This window comes from Streptomyces kaniharaensis (assembly GCF_009569385.1).
Classification (GTDB): Bacteria; Actinomycetota; Actinomycetes; order Streptomycetales; family Streptomycetaceae; genus Kitasatospora; species Kitasatospora kaniharaensis.
In genome coordinates this window covers 231,145-247,275 of sequence record NZ_WBOF01000002.1, presented here as the reverse complement: position 1 = coordinate 247,275, position 16,131 = coordinate 231,145, and the positions used below count along the sequence as shown (strand labels likewise).

At 70.5% G+C, this 16,131-nt stretch carries 17 protein-coding genes and 3 pseudogenes; 13 read left to right on the top strand and 7 right to left on the bottom strand.

Going from position 1 to position 16,131, the window contains the following annotated elements; translation table 11 throughout:
* Positions 1-69: 69 nt before the first annotated feature.
* From F7Q99_RS28705 to F7Q99_RS28685, 5 genes are all read left to right on the top strand, one after another.
* A complete protein-coding gene (locus F7Q99_RS28705) occupies positions 70-297 on the top strand; it encodes a hypothetical protein (RefSeq protein ID WP_230210975.1) in 228 nt (75 codons plus the stop codon).
* Positions 287-547 (top strand): type II toxin-antitoxin system RelE/ParE family toxin, encoded by a 261-nt coding sequence (locus F7Q99_RS28700; protein WP_326847297.1) that lies wholly within the window; start codon positions 287-289, stop codon positions 545-547. Before F7Q99_RS28705 ends, F7Q99_RS28700 begins: the two co-directional genes overlap by 11 nt.
* Positions 548-717: 170 nt before the next feature.
* On the top strand, positions 718-1,278 hold the full coding sequence (locus F7Q99_RS28695; protein ID WP_326847296.1) for a hypothetical protein: 561 nt from the start codon (positions 718-720) through the stop codon (positions 1,276-1,278).
* Between the two features lie 181 nt (positions 1,279-1,459).
* Positions 1,460-1,735, top strand: a complete 276-nt coding sequence (locus tag F7Q99_RS28690) for a hypothetical protein (RefSeq protein WP_153466855.1) — start codon at positions 1,460-1,462, stop codon at positions 1,733-1,735.
* 832 nt (positions 1,736-2,567) lie between these two features.
* Positions 2,568-2,939, top strand: a complete 372-nt coding sequence (locus tag F7Q99_RS28685) for a hypothetical protein (RefSeq protein ID WP_153466854.1) — start codon at positions 2,568-2,570, stop codon at positions 2,937-2,939.
* A gap of 131 nt (positions 2,940-3,070) precedes the next feature.
* Here F7Q99_RS28685 and F7Q99_RS28680 read toward each other — a convergent pair whose 3' ends face one another.
* The 3 genes from F7Q99_RS28680 to F7Q99_RS28670 form a co-directional block, all read right to left on the bottom strand.
* A complete protein-coding gene (locus F7Q99_RS28680; RefSeq protein ID WP_326847295.1) occupies positions 3,071-3,469 on the bottom strand; it encodes a hypothetical protein in 399 nt (132 codons plus the stop codon).
* Positions 3,466-4,320 (bottom strand): IS5 family transposase, encoded by an 855-nt coding sequence (locus tag F7Q99_RS28675; protein WP_153466769.1) that lies wholly within the window; start codon positions 4,318-4,320, stop codon positions 3,466-3,468. The genes F7Q99_RS28680 and F7Q99_RS28675 overlap by 4 nt, the downstream gene beginning before the upstream one ends.
* A 102-nt stretch (positions 4,321-4,422) precedes the next feature.
* On the bottom strand, positions 4,423-4,563 hold the full coding sequence (locus tag F7Q99_RS28670; protein ID WP_153466853.1) for a hypothetical protein: 141 nt from the start codon (positions 4,561-4,563) through the stop codon (positions 4,423-4,425).
* Between the two features lie 5 nt (positions 4,564-4,568).
* On the opposite strand from F7Q99_RS28670, the gene F7Q99_RS28665 reads away from it, so the two are divergent.
* On the top strand, positions 4,569-4,787 hold the full coding sequence (locus F7Q99_RS28665; RefSeq protein ID WP_195911290.1) for a hypothetical protein: 219 nt from the start codon (positions 4,569-4,571) through the stop codon (positions 4,785-4,787).
* Between the two features lie 120 nt (positions 4,788-4,907).
* On the opposite strand, the gene F7Q99_RS28660 is transcribed toward F7Q99_RS28665, so the two are convergent.
* The gene (locus F7Q99_RS28660; RefSeq protein WP_230210974.1) at positions 4,908-5,330 is read right to left on the bottom strand and encodes a peptidoglycan-binding domain-containing protein; all 423 of its coding nucleotides are present in this window, start codon (positions 5,328-5,330) and stop codon (positions 4,908-4,910) included.
* Positions 5,331-5,570: 240 nt separating this feature from the next.
* Here F7Q99_RS28660 and F7Q99_RS28655 point away from each other — a divergent pair, with 240 nt between their 5' ends.
* Complete coding sequence (locus F7Q99_RS28655) at positions 5,571-8,396, top strand: AfsR/SARP family transcriptional regulator (RefSeq protein ID WP_153466851.1); 2,826 nt, start codon at positions 5,571-5,573, stop codon at positions 8,394-8,396.
* A 447-nt stretch (positions 8,397-8,843) separates the two neighbouring features.
* Here F7Q99_RS28655 and F7Q99_RS28650 read toward each other — a convergent pair.
* Together F7Q99_RS28650 and F7Q99_RS28645 are read right to left on the bottom strand one after the other, a co-directional pair.
* Positions 8,844-9,310: pseudogene (locus F7Q99_RS28650) on the bottom strand (pyridoxal-phosphate dependent enzyme); the annotation flags it as partial.
* Positions 9,311-9,416: 106 nt separating this feature from the next.
* The gene (locus F7Q99_RS28645) at positions 9,417-10,142 is read right to left on the bottom strand and encodes a VC0807 family protein (RefSeq protein ID WP_230210973.1); all 726 of its coding nucleotides are present in this window, start codon (positions 10,140-10,142) and stop codon (positions 9,417-9,419) included.
* Positions 10,143-10,304: 162 nt separating this feature from the next.
* Between F7Q99_RS28645 and F7Q99_RS28640 the strand changes: the two genes are divergently transcribed.
* Positions 10,305-10,550, top strand: coding sequence for a hypothetical protein (locus tag F7Q99_RS28640; RefSeq protein ID WP_153466850.1), 246 nt, complete (start codon positions 10,305-10,307; stop codon positions 10,548-10,550).
* Positions 10,551-10,908: 358 nt separating this feature from the next.
* Here the strand turns inward: F7Q99_RS28640 and F7Q99_RS28635 are convergent, their stop codons facing one another.
* Positions 10,909-11,472 (bottom strand): TetR/AcrR family transcriptional regulator, encoded by a 564-nt coding sequence (locus F7Q99_RS28635; protein WP_153466849.1) that lies wholly within the window; start codon positions 11,470-11,472, stop codon positions 10,909-10,911.
* 150 nt (positions 11,473-11,622) lie between these two features.
* Between F7Q99_RS28635 and F7Q99_RS28630 the strand changes: the two genes are divergently transcribed.
* The 5 genes and pseudogenes from F7Q99_RS28630 to F7Q99_RS41690 form a co-directional block, all read left to right on the top strand.
* A complete protein-coding gene (locus F7Q99_RS28630) occupies positions 11,623-13,095 on the top strand; it encodes an MFS transporter (RefSeq protein WP_153466848.1) in 1,473 nt (490 codons plus the stop codon).
* A 72-nt stretch (positions 13,096-13,167) separates the two neighbouring features.
* A complete protein-coding gene (locus F7Q99_RS28625; protein ID WP_153466847.1) occupies positions 13,168-13,860 on the top strand; it encodes a CatB-related O-acetyltransferase in 693 nt (230 codons plus the stop codon).
* A gap of 86 nt (positions 13,861-13,946) precedes the next feature.
* A complete protein-coding gene (locus F7Q99_RS28620; protein WP_153466846.1) occupies positions 13,947-15,248 on the top strand; it encodes an erythromycin esterase family protein in 1,302 nt (433 codons plus the stop codon).
* A 156-nt stretch (positions 15,249-15,404) separates the two neighbouring features.
* Positions 15,405-15,698, top strand: a pseudogene (locus F7Q99_RS43760) (transposase); the annotation flags it as partial.
* 50 nt (positions 15,699-15,748) lie between these two features.
* A pseudogene (locus tag F7Q99_RS41690) lies at positions 15,749-16,090 on the top strand (helix-turn-helix domain-containing protein); the annotation flags it as partial.
* Between the last annotated feature and the right edge of the window lie 41 nt (positions 16,091-16,131).

Here is a 16,131-nt window from a genome sequence, read left to right as displayed (position 1 = left end):
CCGAATTGATGGATACCGTGGCTTGTACTACCCCCGGGCCCAGTCCACCGGGGACGGATGGAGAGCGTGATGACGTCGAACCACAGCGGGCGCGTGCCGCTCGACAGCAAGTCCGCCGACTCGCTGCGCGCCATGGCCCAGGAGGAACTGGGCAAGGCGGAACAGCTGGCCGCGTTCCTGGAGGACGTCGCCGAGCACGGCCTGCCCTCGCTTGAGGAGTGCGTGCCGTGGGAGGAGTTGCGCGAACGCCGCCTGTCGGAGCTGGCGAACGGGCACACTGAGCAGCGTGTCGCCTGAATCCCCGCCCCCGCGCCGTGCCGAGGTCGCCTTCTCCGACCTGGCCGCCCGCCAGCTCGAGAAGCTGACCGCCGCCCAGATCCACCGCCTCGACCGCGCCCTGGTCACCATCTCGGTGCGCCCCGACCTCGGCCAGCCGATGCCGGACGGCCGGCTACGCGACTACCGCGACGACATCGAAGGCGTACGCGTGATCTACCACGTCACCGTGCTGCGCACGATCGTGGTCGTCGGCTACGTCGAGGTGTAGGCAGCCCCGTTCGGGCGTAGATGCCCGGCCAAGCCGCTGCAACAACACCACGGTCCAAGGCCGCGGCGGGTTGGACCGAGCTGCCGAGCCGAGCCCCTGCGCTGCGCAGCCCGGTGGCCCGGGTTTGTCGGCCGCCGAGCCGGTACCCGCTGGGCACTACGCTGAGCGGCGTGCGGAAGACGAAGGCGTTCAAGGACGCGGTGGCGCAGACGCTCACCGAGCTGGCCCACAGGGGAGTGACGGTGCGACCGGGATCGGTCGCCGATGTCATCGAACGGAACATCACCACAGTCGCGCAGCGCCTGGGCATTCAGGAGCGCTCGGCCTGGCGGTACTTCGACGCGGCCGCCCTCGCGGATTCCATCGCCGGCCAGCACCAGGAGTTCAAGGACTCCAGCGACGCAGGTGGGGTCGGCCAGACGCCGATGCCGCCCGTCGGCAACCCCGAGCTCGCGCTGATCCTCGCCGGCGTACCCGACGCCCTCGCCGAGACCGGCGGCGACCTGTACCAGGTGATCGTCAACGTCGCCGTCAACGCCTGGATGGCAGGCCACATCCACGGCGAGGACGGCTGCGCCGGATGCGAGGGCAGCCGCGGCCCGGCCGGACACGACTGGGAAGCCCGCATGAAGGCGATCACCGCGCAGATCCCGGACATCGACAAGTGGTTCGACCGGCGGGTGTGGACCGAGGCCATGAACGACAGCGGCTTCGCCGTCACCCGCCACTGAGGACCGAGCTGGCTGCTCCTGGAGCATGGCGGGCGCGCTGGGGGCTCAGTGCCAGCGCGGTTGGGCTTCTCCCCCTTCGTAGCCGCAGGTGATCGGTCGCCCGTGCGCGTCGGTGGTCGAGCGGCCGACATCGCTCTTACGGCAGAACTCGCCCGCGCTGTAGCACTTTCCGGAGTTTGTTGTGATGCTGCACGTCCCGCCGGCATTGCTGGTGGCGGGCGCGTGGCTGCTCGAAGCGGTGCTTGCTGAAGGAGCAGTCGGCGGCGCGCTGCTGGGAATCGCTGTGGGAGAGGCGCTGGAAGGCAACGCCGTGGGGGACTCGCTGGTCGGCGAAGCCGTCGCCGTGGCAACGGTGGGCTCGCTGCTCGACACCGGCGCAGGCGTACCGTTGCCCGAGCTGCAGCCGGCCATCGAGAGCACAGCGACGATGGCAACGGCGACACCAGAAGGTCCGTAGGTCCCCACACCGAAACAGTAGGCAACCAGCTCCCACCCGCTTCCCCGTTGAGCTGTTCGTGGGCATGTTTCCGCAGACTGGTGACCGACGCTGACCGGTCAAACTCGTGTGGCAATCAGGCAAGATCTCCTATCAGGGGTCAGGCGTCCTCGATGGCCGTGAGCAGGCGGGTGTGGACTGCGCCGGCGGTCTCGCAGGTGGCGGGGTGCGGATCTTCCAGCTGTGGGGCGCAGCCCGCTTATGCGGCGCGCGGAGCCGCTTCCGGGCGCCGCAGTCCTTCGCGGGGCCCTGGAGGAAGTTTTGGTGGCCGGCCTCGGACGTGCGCCTCGGAGAGGTCGACCGGGAGGCCGCTGAGGCTGGCGGTCTCGAGTTTGACGTCCGCCGACCGGTATTTTCTGCATGGGGCTGGCACTGTCCCGGTACGAACGCGCAGGGAACCTGCTCTCTGCGGACGACCCGCGCCCCGCCACGGCCTTATGGCGACACGAGCTGCTGCGCCAGGCGTCCGGCGACCTCGTCTTGACGGTCTGGCCGGCCCTGACGGCAACACCGCTGCCCGGCACAAGACGTGGCGGCTCGAAGGCGCGGATGGTCGACGGAGACGGAGTCCATGGCGAGGCTGATCTCCGAGCGGTCCCGCCATGACGCCGACAGACGCCCGGCCCGCCGTCGCGCCGCCGCCCGCGGCGCGACCGCCGCTGCCCGGCCGAGGGCCGACGTGTGCGCGGCGACGCGCCGAGCGAGCCTGCTGGCCGGGGCGGGTTTGTCGGTGGGGGAGGGGAGTTGGCCTGTTTCCGACCTGCCGCACGGTGTGGTGGGGCATGATCACAGCGTGAGCATATGGTGGGCCGGGCGCAGGGACGCCCTCCTGACGGAACTGGCAGACGCGCTGGTGTTCTTCGGCGCCGACCCGGTCGAGGACCCAGGCATCGACGAACTCGCGCACACCACCCAGACCCTCGCCCAGGAATACCGCACCAGCGACCGGGGCCCCCACCTCCACCAGGCCGGCAACCTGCTCGCCCAAGCCGCCACCGAACTGCGCACCGCCGACCGCTTCCGCGGCACCCTCCTGCCCATCGTCACCCACCACCTACGCTGCGCCGCGGTTGTTCTGGCGCACGCCCGGGCCCGCCTTCAGATACCGGTCGGGCCGACCGCCGAGACGCACCCCGGCGCGGGGTTGAGATCTGCTGCGCGCTGAGCGCGGCGCACGGGGCCGACTGCCAGGGCAAGGTGGTTGGCGATCTGGGCCGGGAACAGCTGGTGACGTTCAGCCGGCAGCGGCTGGGGGCATCGGCCGGTCGCGGTGGGGCGGGTGCGACTCAGTGGACGTTAAGTCCGTTTCTGGTAGCGGCCTCGTCCGGGTTGGGTGAGGAAGCCTTGGCGGGTGAGGCGTCCGAGGCGGCTGCGGGTGATGTTGACGGACGCCTCGTCGGTGGGTATGCCGAGGAGTTCGTGCAGCTCGCGTGCCCGGAATGCCTGGTCGGGGTGCTGGTTGAAGGTATTCACGATGGCCTGGTAGGTGGTGTTCGTCTCGGGTGGTTCGGATTCGGCTCCTGCCGGCGTGACCTCCGCGATGATCTTTCGGGTGGTGGCCAGGTCCGTGAGCCGCGCTTCGGTCTCGGTCAGGTCGGCGGCGAGCTCTTCGATCCGGACTCGTAGTTCTGCGGCCCGGGCGGTGGCCTCGTCCTGCCGGGTCTGGAGGTCTGCCAGGAGTTCGGCGACGTTCACGCGGCCAGTCCAAGGGTGTCGCGCCAGGCCGGGGCTGGTGTGGTGAGGCGGCGGGTCATGTTCGCGGTGGAGGCCCAGTAGACGCGTGAGGCGGAGGTGTCGGGCCGGTGGTCGTACTCGTGGGCGAGGCGCCGATGCAGCATCAAGGTGCCGTTCGTCTGCTCCACCACCCACCGTTTCGGCTGCGGGACGAAGCCCTTGCCCTGGTCGGCCGGGTTGCGGCGGACGACTTCGACGTCGATGTCCAGCAGTGCACCGTGGATGACGACCTCGTCCTTGAAGCCCTGGTCCACCAGGGCCTTCTCCAGACGCATCCCGCACCGTTCGGCGGCCTGGTCGAGCAGGGCGGTGCCGGCGGCGTTGTCGTGGGCGGAGGCGGCCAGGACGACGACACCGATGATCAGCCCCATGACGTCGACGGCCAGTCCCCGCTTGCGGCCCGACACCTTCTTGTTCGCGTCCAGTCCCGTGGTGCTCTTCGGAACACCGGCGGCCGCGCGGACGGACTGGGTGTCGATGATCACGAGGGACGGGTCCTCTAATCGGCGGGCCCTCTCCCGGATTTGGCAACGCAGGAGTTCCTGGATCCGCTGGTCGAGCCCATCCTGGCGCCACAGGCCGAAGTAGTAGAACACCGCCGACCAGGACGGCAGGTCATGGGGCAGGTAGCGCCACTGACAGCCCGTCCGGTTCTGGTAGAAGACCGCGTTCACGATCTCCCGCAGATCACAGGACCCCGGATCCCCGGTCGCCGATCGCGCCACCCGGTCCTGCTTCCAGGCCGTGATCATCGGCTCGATCAACGCCCATTGCTCGTCCGATAAGTCGCTCGGATACGCCCGTCTGTCCATGCGCCGCAGAACATCACCCGAACCACGACTGGCACGCCAGTACGGCCAACGTTCACACGAACGAGCGATCACGAGCCGAGAGAAAAGGGACTTAACGTCCACTCAGGACGCCCAGGTGCGGCCGCGTGTGCGGTAGGCCGTCAATGCGGCGGCGGTGAGGGCGGCCAGGGCGAGAGTCAGACCGGCTACCAGAACCGGGTTGACCCAGGACGGGACCAGTTCGCCGTCGGGGCCGCAGCACATGCTCAGTGGGAACGGCGAGCCGGACCTGCTGGGTGATGACCGGCTCGCCCGCGCGCTGGACGCGAATCGCGCCGCACCTGGACGTCGGCGATGGCCTGCGCGCCGACGTGTCCCGGATCCACTGGGACATGACCTCGATGTCCCTCTTCGGCGCCTACGAGGACCAGGACGAGCGGTTCCCGCAGGTCAAGTACGGTCACCCGAGGACCGCCGGGTCGATCTGAAGCAGATCCAGACCGGTCTGAGCTGCGTGCGCGCGGGTCGATTTCTCGGGCATCAGGTCGGCTGTCCGCCGCCCCGCGTGTGGAGGGCGGGGGCGGCGGTGTCAGTGCCGTGCCGGGTGGTTACCAGGTGGTGGGCAGGTACGTGTAGCAGTAGGAGGTGCTGGTGCCGCCGCCCGCGCGGTAGGGCATGTCCGAGCCGGTGTAGGCTGGGTCGCCGTGGGCCATGAGGGCGTTGCCGGTCTGGGGGCCGAGGACGCCGTCCTGCGGGAGACCCATCTCCTCCTGGAAGTTCTTGATGGCCTGCTTGGTCTCGGGACCGAAGCTGCCGTCCTCGGCGGGCTGGTGGTGGTCGGAGCCAGAGGTGTGGAACCAGTAGGAGATGTTGTGCTGGGCGCACCAGACGCCGTGGGGGTTGTTGGTGTAGCCGGCGCCGATGTATCCGGCGCTCGGGCTGGCGTTGGCGGCGGTCGTGAAGCCCATGAGGGCGGTGCCTGCCATGGCGACGACCATGCCGCCCTTGACGATCCTGGACTTGAAGCTCATGTGGCTTTCCCCGTCTGTGTGTTGGTGTTGTGGTCCGGCTGAGGGCCCGGTTACCAGGTGGTGGCGGCCACGTGGAGCGGCAGGAGGTGCTCGGACGTGGCCGCAGGCGGAGGCTTCTGCACAGTTCCCCTCGCTCCGCGCTGTGGACAACCATCGCGGGGGCGCCTATCACGGCCCTATCATCTGGCGAAGATCATTTACGGCCGGGGTTGTCAGCCACGGCCGACCGGGGGGAAACAGATGCTCTTTCGCGTACTCGGCGAGCTGGACGTCGAAGACGGCACTGGGAAACGTGCCGTTCGGGGTGTCCGGCTCCGCTCGCTCCTGGCCGTCCTGCTGCTGAACGCCAATCAGCGGGTCACCACGGACCGGCTCCAGGACGCCCTGTGGGGCGAGGAGCCACCGGCCTCCGGTGCGGCGGCGGTGCACAACCTGGCGGCGCGGCTGCGCCGCACTGTGTTCGGCGACGAGCCGGACCGGCTGACGGCCACGCCGCTCGGCTATCTGCTCCGGGTCGACGACGGCGAGCTCGACAGCGCGCTCTTCGAGCAGCACCTCGCCACGGCCCGCGCCGCCGTCCTTGCCGCCGAATGGGAGTCCGTCCACCGGGAGGCGTCTGGCGCCCTGGCACTGTGGCGCGGGGTCCCGCTCGCCGAGCTGCCCGAGCTCGCCGATGCCGGGCCCGCGCGCGAACGGTGGCAGGAGGCGCGGCTGCAGGCGCTCGAATGGCGCCTCGACGCGGAGCTGCGGCTCGGCCGGTCCACCGGCCTCGTCCCCGAACTCGCCCGGCTCGTCGACGAGCACCCGCTGCGCGAGACCTTCCACCAGCAGCTGATGCTCGCTCTCCACCGGGCCGGCCGTCGCGCCCAGGCCCTCGCCGCCTACCGGCGCCTGCACCGGACCCTGCGCGACGAACTCGGCGTCGAACCGGGCCGGGAGGCGCAGCGGATCCACCAGGACATCCTGCTTGCGCCAGAGCCCGAGCCGGCGGCCCCGCCCGCCCGGCCGGCGGCCCCCGGCCGACCGGCACAACTCCCCGCTGACACCGCCGACTTCACCGGCCGCGAGGAGGAACTGGGGCGGCTCCGCGACCACCTCGCGAAGGCCGCCTCCGGCTGCGGCCCGTCCGTGCTGGTCGTCTCCGGCATGGGAGGCGTCGGCAAGACCGCGCTGGCTGTCCGGGCGGCCCACCAGGCCAAGGAGCTCTTCCCGGACGGGCAGTTGTACGTCGACCTGCACGGCTTCGGCAACGGCGAGCGGCGCGAGGCCCACGAGATCCTGGCACGCTTCCTGGCCGACCTCAGCCCCGACCCGTGCGCCAGCCCGCTGCCCGAGCACACCGACGACCGGGCCGCCCGGCTGCGCGACGTCCTCGCCACCCGGCGGCTCCTGCTGCTGCTCGACAACGCGCGCGACGCGCAGCACCTGCTACCGCTGATGCCCGGCGACGGCCGCAGCGCCGTGCTCGCCACCAGCCGCAACACGCTCACCGACCTGCCGGGCGCCGTCCAGGTCCGGTTGGAGCCGCTGGACATCGAGGAGCAGCGGCGACTGCTGTCGGCGGTGTGCGGACCCGACCGGGCGTGCGCCGATCTGGACAACGCCCTGCGGCTGCTCGCGGCCTGCGGCGGGCTCCCGCTGGCGCTGCGCGTTGTGGCCGCCCGCCTCGCCGCACGGCCGGCCTGGTCGCTGGAGACGATGGCGCAGCACCTGAGCGACGACGGCCGGCGCCTGCGGTCGCTGTCGGCGGGGCAACTCAGTGTCCGGGACACGTTCGCCACCAGTTACCTGGTTCTGCGCGAGAGCGACGAGATGGTGGAGCGGGAGGCGGCCCGGCTGTTCCGGCTGCTGGGGCTGTGGCCGGGCCTGGTGCTCGGCGTCGAGCAGGCCGCCGCCCTGGGGCAACGCCCTGTGGCGGACACGGCCGACCTGCTGGAGCTGCTGACCGACTACCACCTGCTCCAGAGCCCCGAGCCGTGGCGGTATCGCTTCCACGACCTGCTGGGCGAGTACGCGGCCGAACGCGCCGAGTACGAGGAGACGCCCGAGAGCCGCGACGCGGCCCGGGTGCGGCTCATGGTCTGGTACGCCGCCGCGCTGGAGAACACGCGGGCCGCGATCTACGCCGGCGTGTCGATCACGCCCGTCCTGGAGGAGGCGCCGACCGCGCCGCCCCCGGTCTTCGCCGAGGGGGAGGACGCGACCCGGTGGTGCAACCGGGAACTGGCCAACATCAGGGAAGTGGTCAGGCAGGCAACCTGCTCCTCCCGGCCGGACTTCGCCTGGCGGCTCGTCGTCGGCCTGTCCGGGTACGACGCCACGTGGTTCTGGACCGGCGAGACCGACGACCTGCGGGCCATGGCCCTGCGCTCCGCCAGAGAGCAGGGCGACCTGGTCGGCCAGGCCCGGGTGCTCGAGCGCATCGGCATCGTGCACGGCATGGCCTACCGCAACGAGCAGGCGATCGACGCCCTTCAGGCCGCTCTCGACGCGGCCGAACAGGCCCGACGCGAGGACCTGGCCATCGCAGTCCTGCAGAACCTCGCCGTGGCCCACAACCACAAGCGCGACGGTGCAGCGAGCCTCGCCTACGCCCGACAGGCTCTCACCCGCGACGACTCGGAGGAGTCGAGCGGCTTCATGCTGAACACGATGGCCGTCTCCCACCTGCTCCTGGAGGACTTCGCGGCGGCCGAAGCCGGGCTCCGGCAGGCGCTGGAGATCTGGCGCTGCCACGGCAACGTCAACAACACCGCGATCACCCTGGCCAACCTCGGTGACGCGTTGCGCGGCCTGGGGCGGCGCGATGAAGCCCTCGCCGCGCTGGATGAGGCCCGCCGGCACCACCAGCGTCTGGGAAACAACGAAGGCGTCGCCGACTGCCTGGTGGTCGCCGGCCGCACCCACCTCCACTTCGGCGGCTGGGACGACGCCCGGACGTGCTTCCAGCAGGCCATGGACATCGCCCGCGAACACGACCTGCAGGCGCTGACCGCGCGGGCCACCGAAGGCCTCGACGAACTCGACCGGCTGCGGGGCTGCCCCGAGGAGATGCGCCGACCCTGACCACGGTCCGGGCCTCGTGGCGGGCGCTGCGCTCGCCGAGCAGGAAGAGCGCGGGGACGCTCAGTCGGCCGAGTTCCGGTGACTCATTCCGCGTGTCCGTTCGCGCGCCATCAGAAAGCCAGGCCGCGTGCAGTGAAACGAAGCGGCCGGCCCTGGGAGCCCCGGACGGCCCGTCAGAACCGACTGCGGCGTGCCATGGGCCGGAACGGCGGGACCTGCTCGCCGCGCAGAACGAGCGCCGCGGTACGGGGTGCACTCCAGCCAGCCCATGGGCCGGCGCAGCGTGACGGGGTCGAGGTGGCGGATAAGGTCGCGGACGGCCTGATGGTCTGCGTCGGTGGGGTGGTGGAGGCCGGCGCGGTCGAGGGCGGTGCGCCGCAGCTCGGTGCCGAAGCGGCAGCCGGGCGGGTGTGCGCTCGGCTGCCCCCTTCGGGCCGCTGGTCAGCGTTCGGCGGGATCGGTGTTCGCGCCGCAGAGCACCACGCAGACCTCTCCCCGTTGCCGGGCCGGTAGCTGCGGCTCGCGGTGGCGGGTCGGGTCGGTAGGTCTCGGGCGGGGATGTGCTGGTCCGGGGAGGTGAGCGCGGCCAGGGCGGTCGCGGCGCGGTGTTCGACCGCGACACGGCGGTGGTCCCACAGCGCCTGGCGGGCCCGGGCGATCTCGGTGTCCTGTACCAGCACGGAGTGGACGCCTTCGTGCTGGGCGGCGTTCAGGGCCATGGAGCTGGTGCGGCGGGCGCCGAGGGAGTCGGCGGCGATCGAGTCGACGGGGACGTCGACCAGGTGGCCGGCCTCGATGGCGGCGTTGAGCGTGCGGCAGTTCTCTGGTTCGACGGCGATGGTGCGGATGCCGTGGTGCTGGGCAGCGGTGGCGACGCCGGCGAACAGTCCGCCGCCGACCGCGACGACCACGGTAACCGGGATGCCGGGCCGGCGCGTCATCGGTGGACCCGCAGGAAGACGGCGGGCCGGGTCTGTCGGCGCCGGGCCGCCGCCGGTGCTTCCCGGCTCGACGCTGACCTCACGCCACGGTGATCGCGGGGTCCCCGGGCGCGGGATCTTCCGTGTTGATGGGGGTTGCCACGCCGGACAGGGCGGTCTCGGTCTCGACCAGCTTCTCGATCCGGTTGTGGAACGGCGCACCGGCGATGAAGGCCACGACGAACGCTCCGAGCAGGAAGACCGTTGACAGCCAGACCATCGTCGACACCGGCAGCGTGTAGGCACCCACGACCCGGGCCGCGCACTCACCGACCAGCGACAGGCCCCAGGCGAGCGTGAACCCCCTCTCGGCCCGCCGGAACCGGGCCGACCCCACGCTCAGCCGGTCCCAGGCGGCGATCCTGACAGGCTCACCCTTGGTGAGAACGGGCTTGAGCCCCGCGCTCACCATGGGCTGCCCGGCGAAGGCCGACCAGACCATCGCCATGCCCACCACGCTGCTCAGCGCGCCGTCCTTGGCCACCGCCAGCCGGGCGTCCCCGGACACCAGCGACAGCCCGATCCCGGCCGTGTTGACCAGCAGCATCAGACCGGCCAGCCCGTTGACCGACCGCCTGGAGACAAGACTCGCCACCGTCCGCACCACCGGCAGCACGCTGCTCAACACGAGCGCGAGGATCTGGCTCAGCCCGAGCACCGAGTGCAGCAGATAGGAGAGCGCCAGCGGAATGCCGACATCCATCACCAGCGGACGGAGGACCAGCATCACGGGGCTGGTCGGCGGCGCGGCGGGCTTCTTGTCCATGGCCTTGTCTGCTCCTCTGCCGGGTGCTCGGCGACTGTTCGCGTGCGTCCAGCCTGCCGTGCGGAGCCGACTTCCCGTCAGTGACTCCTGTGCCCGGATCCGTATGACAGCTGTCACCATGAATTGCTGACGGACCGAAGACCCCGCAGGTCAGCAACCGTCTTGGGGTGCGAGTGTGCCTGTGGCCGGCTGAGGCAGACCCTGGATGGAGCCGGCACCCGCTTCGTCTTCCTCGGCAAGCAGTACGGCATCCGCCCCAACGGCCGGCAGACCCTCACCGACGCGCTCGACAACCCGGACGGCGACGAGTTGCTGGCCGTCGAGCGGGCGGAGGCGGATCGTGCCCGCCCCTCATTCCGTGCGCGGGCCGGATCGAGGGGTGAGGCGCATCGTCAGTCCAGGCGGTAGGTGCCGGTGGGGTCGACGGCCTGGTTGACGCGGTGGCCGATGGTGCGCCGGGTGCGCTGCTGGGCCTGGTGAGGGGGTCGAGGACGAGGCGGCGGACCTCCTCGACGTGGCCCGGGGCGGTGGCGACGACTTTTTCCCAGCCCGTTTCGGTGAGGACGGCGAGGGTGTAGCGGCCGTTGTCCGGATCGGGGGTGCGGCGTACCCGGCCCTGCTTCTTCAGGAGAGCGGGCCGTTGGTGAGGATCGCCAGGTCGCGTGAGCCAGCCAAGGGCCGGATGCCTGAGCCGGCCGGGCGGGTGTCGGCGAGCACGGAGCCTTGGCACCGCGCCCGAGGGCTGATCGTGGGGACTGGGGTGAGGTCACAGCATTCGGTCGACCAGCCCGTCGACGTAGTCCGGGGTGAGCCCCATGCCGAACAAGACGCGGATATACATCGGGGCCAGGATGTGGTCCAGCACGTCGAACGCGTCGGGTGCGCGCTCGCCACGGTCGCGGGCCCGATCGAGCATGGACTGCAGTTGCCGGGTGCGTTCGGCGCGGATGTCGGCACCGGCCTGCAGGCCCCGCTGACCGCTGCTCGACAGGGCGACGGCCAGGTGCAGCACCGCCGGACCGTCGGGTCCGGTGATTTCGCGGGCCACTTGCGCCGCGTATGTGCGCAGGTCGCCGGACAGGCTCCCGGTGTCGGGCATCGGCGACTGCGCATTGAGGTGGGTGAGCGCCACCTCGCTGAGCAGGGTCTCCAGGCTGCCCCACCGGCGGTAGATGCTGCTGTCGGCCACGCCCGCGCGGGCCGCCACCTCGCCGACGGTGAAGTTGCCGTAGCCGCGCTCGCTGATCAGTTCGGTGACGGCCTGGTGCACCTGCGCGCCGACGCGGGCGCTGCGCCCGCCGGGCCGCCGGGCCTGCTCCTTCTCGTTCATACCCCCACCTTAACGCAGCCGCTACTTGCGTTTATGGGTGGTGCCTCATACAGTCGCCTAACGCAGTCACTGGCTGCTTTAAAGCGCTCAGCTGCACCATCGGCCCCATCGGCCATGGCCAGGCGCGACCAACGATCGAGAGGAATCCCCATGGCGGCTTCGCCTGCGGCCGTAGGCAGTCGTTCACACCGGGCCGCGCTGCTCACGGTGACCTGCCTGGGCCAGTTCATGGTCCTGCTGGACAACACGATCGTCGGGGCGGCGCTGCCCGACATGCAGCACCGGCTGCACACTCAACTGACCGGTCTGCAATGGATCGTCGACGCGTACGTACTGCTGGTCGCCATGCTGCTGCTGTCCGGCGGTGTCTTCGCCGACCGGTTCGGCCGCAAGCAGGTGTACCTGACCGGCGTGGCGGTGTTCACCGCCGCGTCGGCGCTGTGCAGCCTCGCGCCCTCGCTCGGCTGGCTGATCACCGGCCGGGTGTTGCAGGGCATCGGGGCCGCCGCGCTGAGCCCGGCCTCGCTCGCGCTACTCGCCGCCGCCTATCCCGTGCCGCAGGAACGCGTCAAGGCGATCGGGCTGTGGGCCGGACTCAGCGGAATCGGCCTGGCCGCGGGACCCGTGGCCGGCGGTGCGCTGACGGACGCTTTCGGCTGGCCCGCCATCTTCCTGGTCAATCTGCCCATCGGCGTGGTCCTCCTGCTGGCCGGCCTGCGCAGCCTCGAAGAGACCCGCAATCCCAGCGCCCCCGCGATCGACGTCCCGGGGACGGTGCTGTCCGTTCTGGGTGTGGGGGCGATGACCTACGGGCTGATCGAGGGTGGTGCCCGCGGCTGGACCTCCCCGCTGATCCTGGGCAGCTTCACCGCCGCGGTGATCCTCCTCGCCGCCTTCGCCGCCGTCGAAGCGCGCCGCTCCGCGCCGATGCTGCCGCTGCGGCTGTTCCGGCAGCGCCTGTTCACCGTGTCCAACACCGCCATGGTCGTGGTCGGGTTCGCGCTCATGGGCTCGTCGTTCTTCTTCTCCCAGTTCTTCGTGTACGTCCAGGGCAGCTCGGTCCTGCGCGCCGGCCTGCAGACCCTGCCGGTGTCCCTCGCCATGGTGATCGTCAGCCCGTACGCGGGCCGGCTCGCCGCCCGGTACGGCTACCGCATCGTGGTCACCACCGGCCTGGCCCTGGCCGGCCTGGGACTGCTGGCGCTCGGCACGGTGCACGCCGACACCGGCTACGGGAACGTGTGGTGGCGGCTGGCAATCGTCGGCACCGGCTTCGCCCTGACCATGTCCCCACTGACGGGAGCCGCCATCCAGGCAGTCAGCCCGCAGGAAGGAGGCCTCGCCTCAGGCATCAGCAGCACCACCCGCCAGATCGGCGCGGTGCTCGGCGTGGCGGTACTCGGAGCCATCGTCCGCACCCGGCAAGCCGACGGCGCCTCCTTCGAGACCGGCCTCAACAACGCCTTCCTTGCAGCCGGCGCCGTCACCCTGGCCACCGCCGTGTTCACCGGCCTGTGGCTCGCGAGGTCCAAGGTTGCGGAAGGCTCCACGGCCCCGCAACGGGCCACCGATCCAGGTGCGGTCACCGCCTTGAACGAGGCATCCGCGAACAGCCCGCACTAGACCAAGATCATCCCATGGCCCGTTTCTGCCGTATCCGGGACACACCCCCACTGGAGAGGAATCGCCTCCACGATGCCGCCCATTCCCGCTGACCCCACCGTGCTCCACCCGATGCCCGAGCACCCGCGCGTGATTCTGCTCAAGCAGCTGGTGAAGTCGCCGCTGATCGAGGTCGGTGACTTCACCTACTACGACGATCCGGACGACCCGACCGCGTTCGAGACGCGCAACGTCCTGTACCACTACGGGCCCGAGCGGCTCGTCATCGGCAAGTACTGCGCGCTGGGGACGGGCACCCGGTTCATCATGAACGGCGCCAACCACCGCATGGACGGCCCTTCGACCTTCCCGTTCCCCACCATGGGGGGCTCCTGGACGGAGCACTTCGACCTGATCACCGACCTGCCCGGCCGGGGCGACACCATCGTCGGCAACGACGTGTGGTTCGGCCGCGGCGCCACGGTCATGCCGGGCGTACGCATCGGGCACGGCGCGATCATCGCCGCCGGCGCCGTGGTCACCGGCGACGTCCCCGACTACGGCATCGTCGGCGGCAACCCCGCCCGGCTCATCCGCACCCGCTACGACGCTGCGGACATCGCCCGGCTCCTCGCCGTGGCGTGGTGGGACTGGCCGCTCCAGCACATCACCGAACACATCCGCACGATCATGTCCGGCACCATCGACGACCTGGAGAACGCGGCGCCCGGGCACATGGACACGGAACGTCTGGACCCAACAACCCCCAGTGCCACGGACCGTTGAACGAACCCGGCCCAGGACGACCTGCGCGGTGCCCCGCTCCCCTATCCGCGATCCACCATTCCAGCACCGAGAATCGAGCTGCCCGTATGCCTGCTTCGCCCCACCACAACCCGTTCACCGACTGGCTTCGCACCCACGCCGTCCCCCTCGACCACCTCGACCCCGAGGCACCACTCGACGACCTGGAGCCGCTGCGCGCCGTCATCGGCGACGCACGTGTCGTCGCGATCGGCGAAAGTTCCCACTTCATCAACGAGTTCGCATCCATGCGCGAGCGCATCCTGCGGTTCCTGACCGAGCGCTGCGGATTCACCGTCCTGGCCTTCGAGTACGGCTTCAGCGAAGGCTTCCCCCTTGACGCATGGGCCCAGGGTGAGGGGACGAACGACGACCTGGCGGCGCACCTCACCGGGACGATCCCCGTGGGAGTCGACGAGCCGCTGCGCTGGATACGCCGGCACAACCAAACCGCCTCAACACCGGTGCGCTTCATGGGCATCGACATCCCGGCGGCCGGTGGTTCCTTGCTTCCCGCCCTGGCTCCCGTCGCCGACTACCTTCGCCGGATCGATCCCGAAACCCTGCCGCTCGTCCAGGAGGCGATGCGGATCGCCGAATCGTTCGCCGGTGGCTCCGCGGCCGTCGCCGCGCCCGCGTGGGCACGCCTGGCCACCGCCGAACAGGACGCCCTCAGCGCGACCCTGACACGCCTGCTCATCCGGTTCCGCTCCGTCGAACCGCTGTATGTCTCCCGCGCCGACCAGCACAGCTACGACACCGCCGTGCGCCGACTCGAAGGCGCCTGCCACGCCGACTACACCTTCCGCGCCATGGCCGACCTCTTCGCCGGCAAAGGGCTGACCGCCGACACCTCAGCCCGCGACGTCTACATGGCCGAGTCGGTCCTGTGGCACCTGGACCGCTTCCCACCCGGCACCCGCGTCGTGCTGGCGGCTCACAACGCCCACATCCAGAAGACACCGGTGTCCTTCAACGGGCACCTCACGGGGCTCCCCATGGGACAGCACCTGCACCGCGCGCTCGGCGACGATTACTTCGCCCTCGGCCTGGCGAGCACCACCGGACATACCGCAGACATGCCCCGCGACGAGAACACACCCTTCGGCTTCACCATCGACGCCACCGCCCTGGAGCCGGCCGAGCCGGGAAGCATCGAAGCCGCCTTCGCCGACGCCGAACTCGGGCTCAGCATCGCCGATCTCCACCAGGCACGCCTGCAGGAAGCCCATGGAAACGCCGACCTTGCCCCGGGCCCCGACCGCATCCGGATCCAAAGTGCATACCTTCACACCCCCGTCCTTGAGGCGTTCGACGCCATCCTCCACACCCCGACCTCCACCGTTGTCGACAACCTCGACAACATGTGAGACGGGCCAATGACCCGGGCGGTGAGGCCAACATCTTCGGCTGATCTGGCCGCACGGCCTGCCAGGCCTCGATGGCCTGCCCGAGCAGCGGGTCGACGGGCTTGTGTGCGAAGGTGAGGTTCCCCCGACGTGCGGAAGGTTGCCGGAGATGGCCTGATGGGCCATGAGAAGGGAGCCTCTGCCATGGCCGCACCGATGAAGTACCCGCCCGAGTTGCGGCAGCGAGCCGTTGCCGCGTACCGGGCCGCCGACCCGAAGCCCGTGATCCGCAAGCTGGCCCGCGACCTCGGGGTGCACCACGAGGCACTGCGGAACTGGATCCGCCAGGACGAGGCGGACCGGGGCGAGCGCGACGACCGGCTGACCACCGCCGAGAAGGAGGAGCTGGCCGCTTTGCGCAAGGAGAACGCCGAACTTCGCCGGTCCTGCGAGATCCTCAAGGCCGCCTCGGTGCAGTCAACCCGTCAGCGCAACATCCCAGATGACGGAGGATGTGACGCATGGCGAGGTTGGGGCGTCCGGGCATGTCGGACACACAGAAGCGAGAGTTGTGGGACCGCTGGAAGGCCGGAGAGTCGATCAGCGAGATCTCGCGGGCATTGGGCAGGCCACCAGGCTCGATCTTCACGATCATCAAGTCCAACGGCGGATACGTGCCACCGGTCCGGCAGCGGAGATCGGGCCAACTGACGCTTCCCGAGCGGGAGTCGATCTCGCGCGGTCTTGCTCGGGGCGACTCGATCCGCTCGATGGCCCGTGCCCTGGGTCGGGCCGCCTCGACCGTCAGCCGGGAGATCGCTCGCAACAAGGGGCCCGCCCGCTACCGGGCCGTTGATGCCGAGTGACATTCCCCTCGTAGCGTGGAGTCGTGACCAGAGGGGAA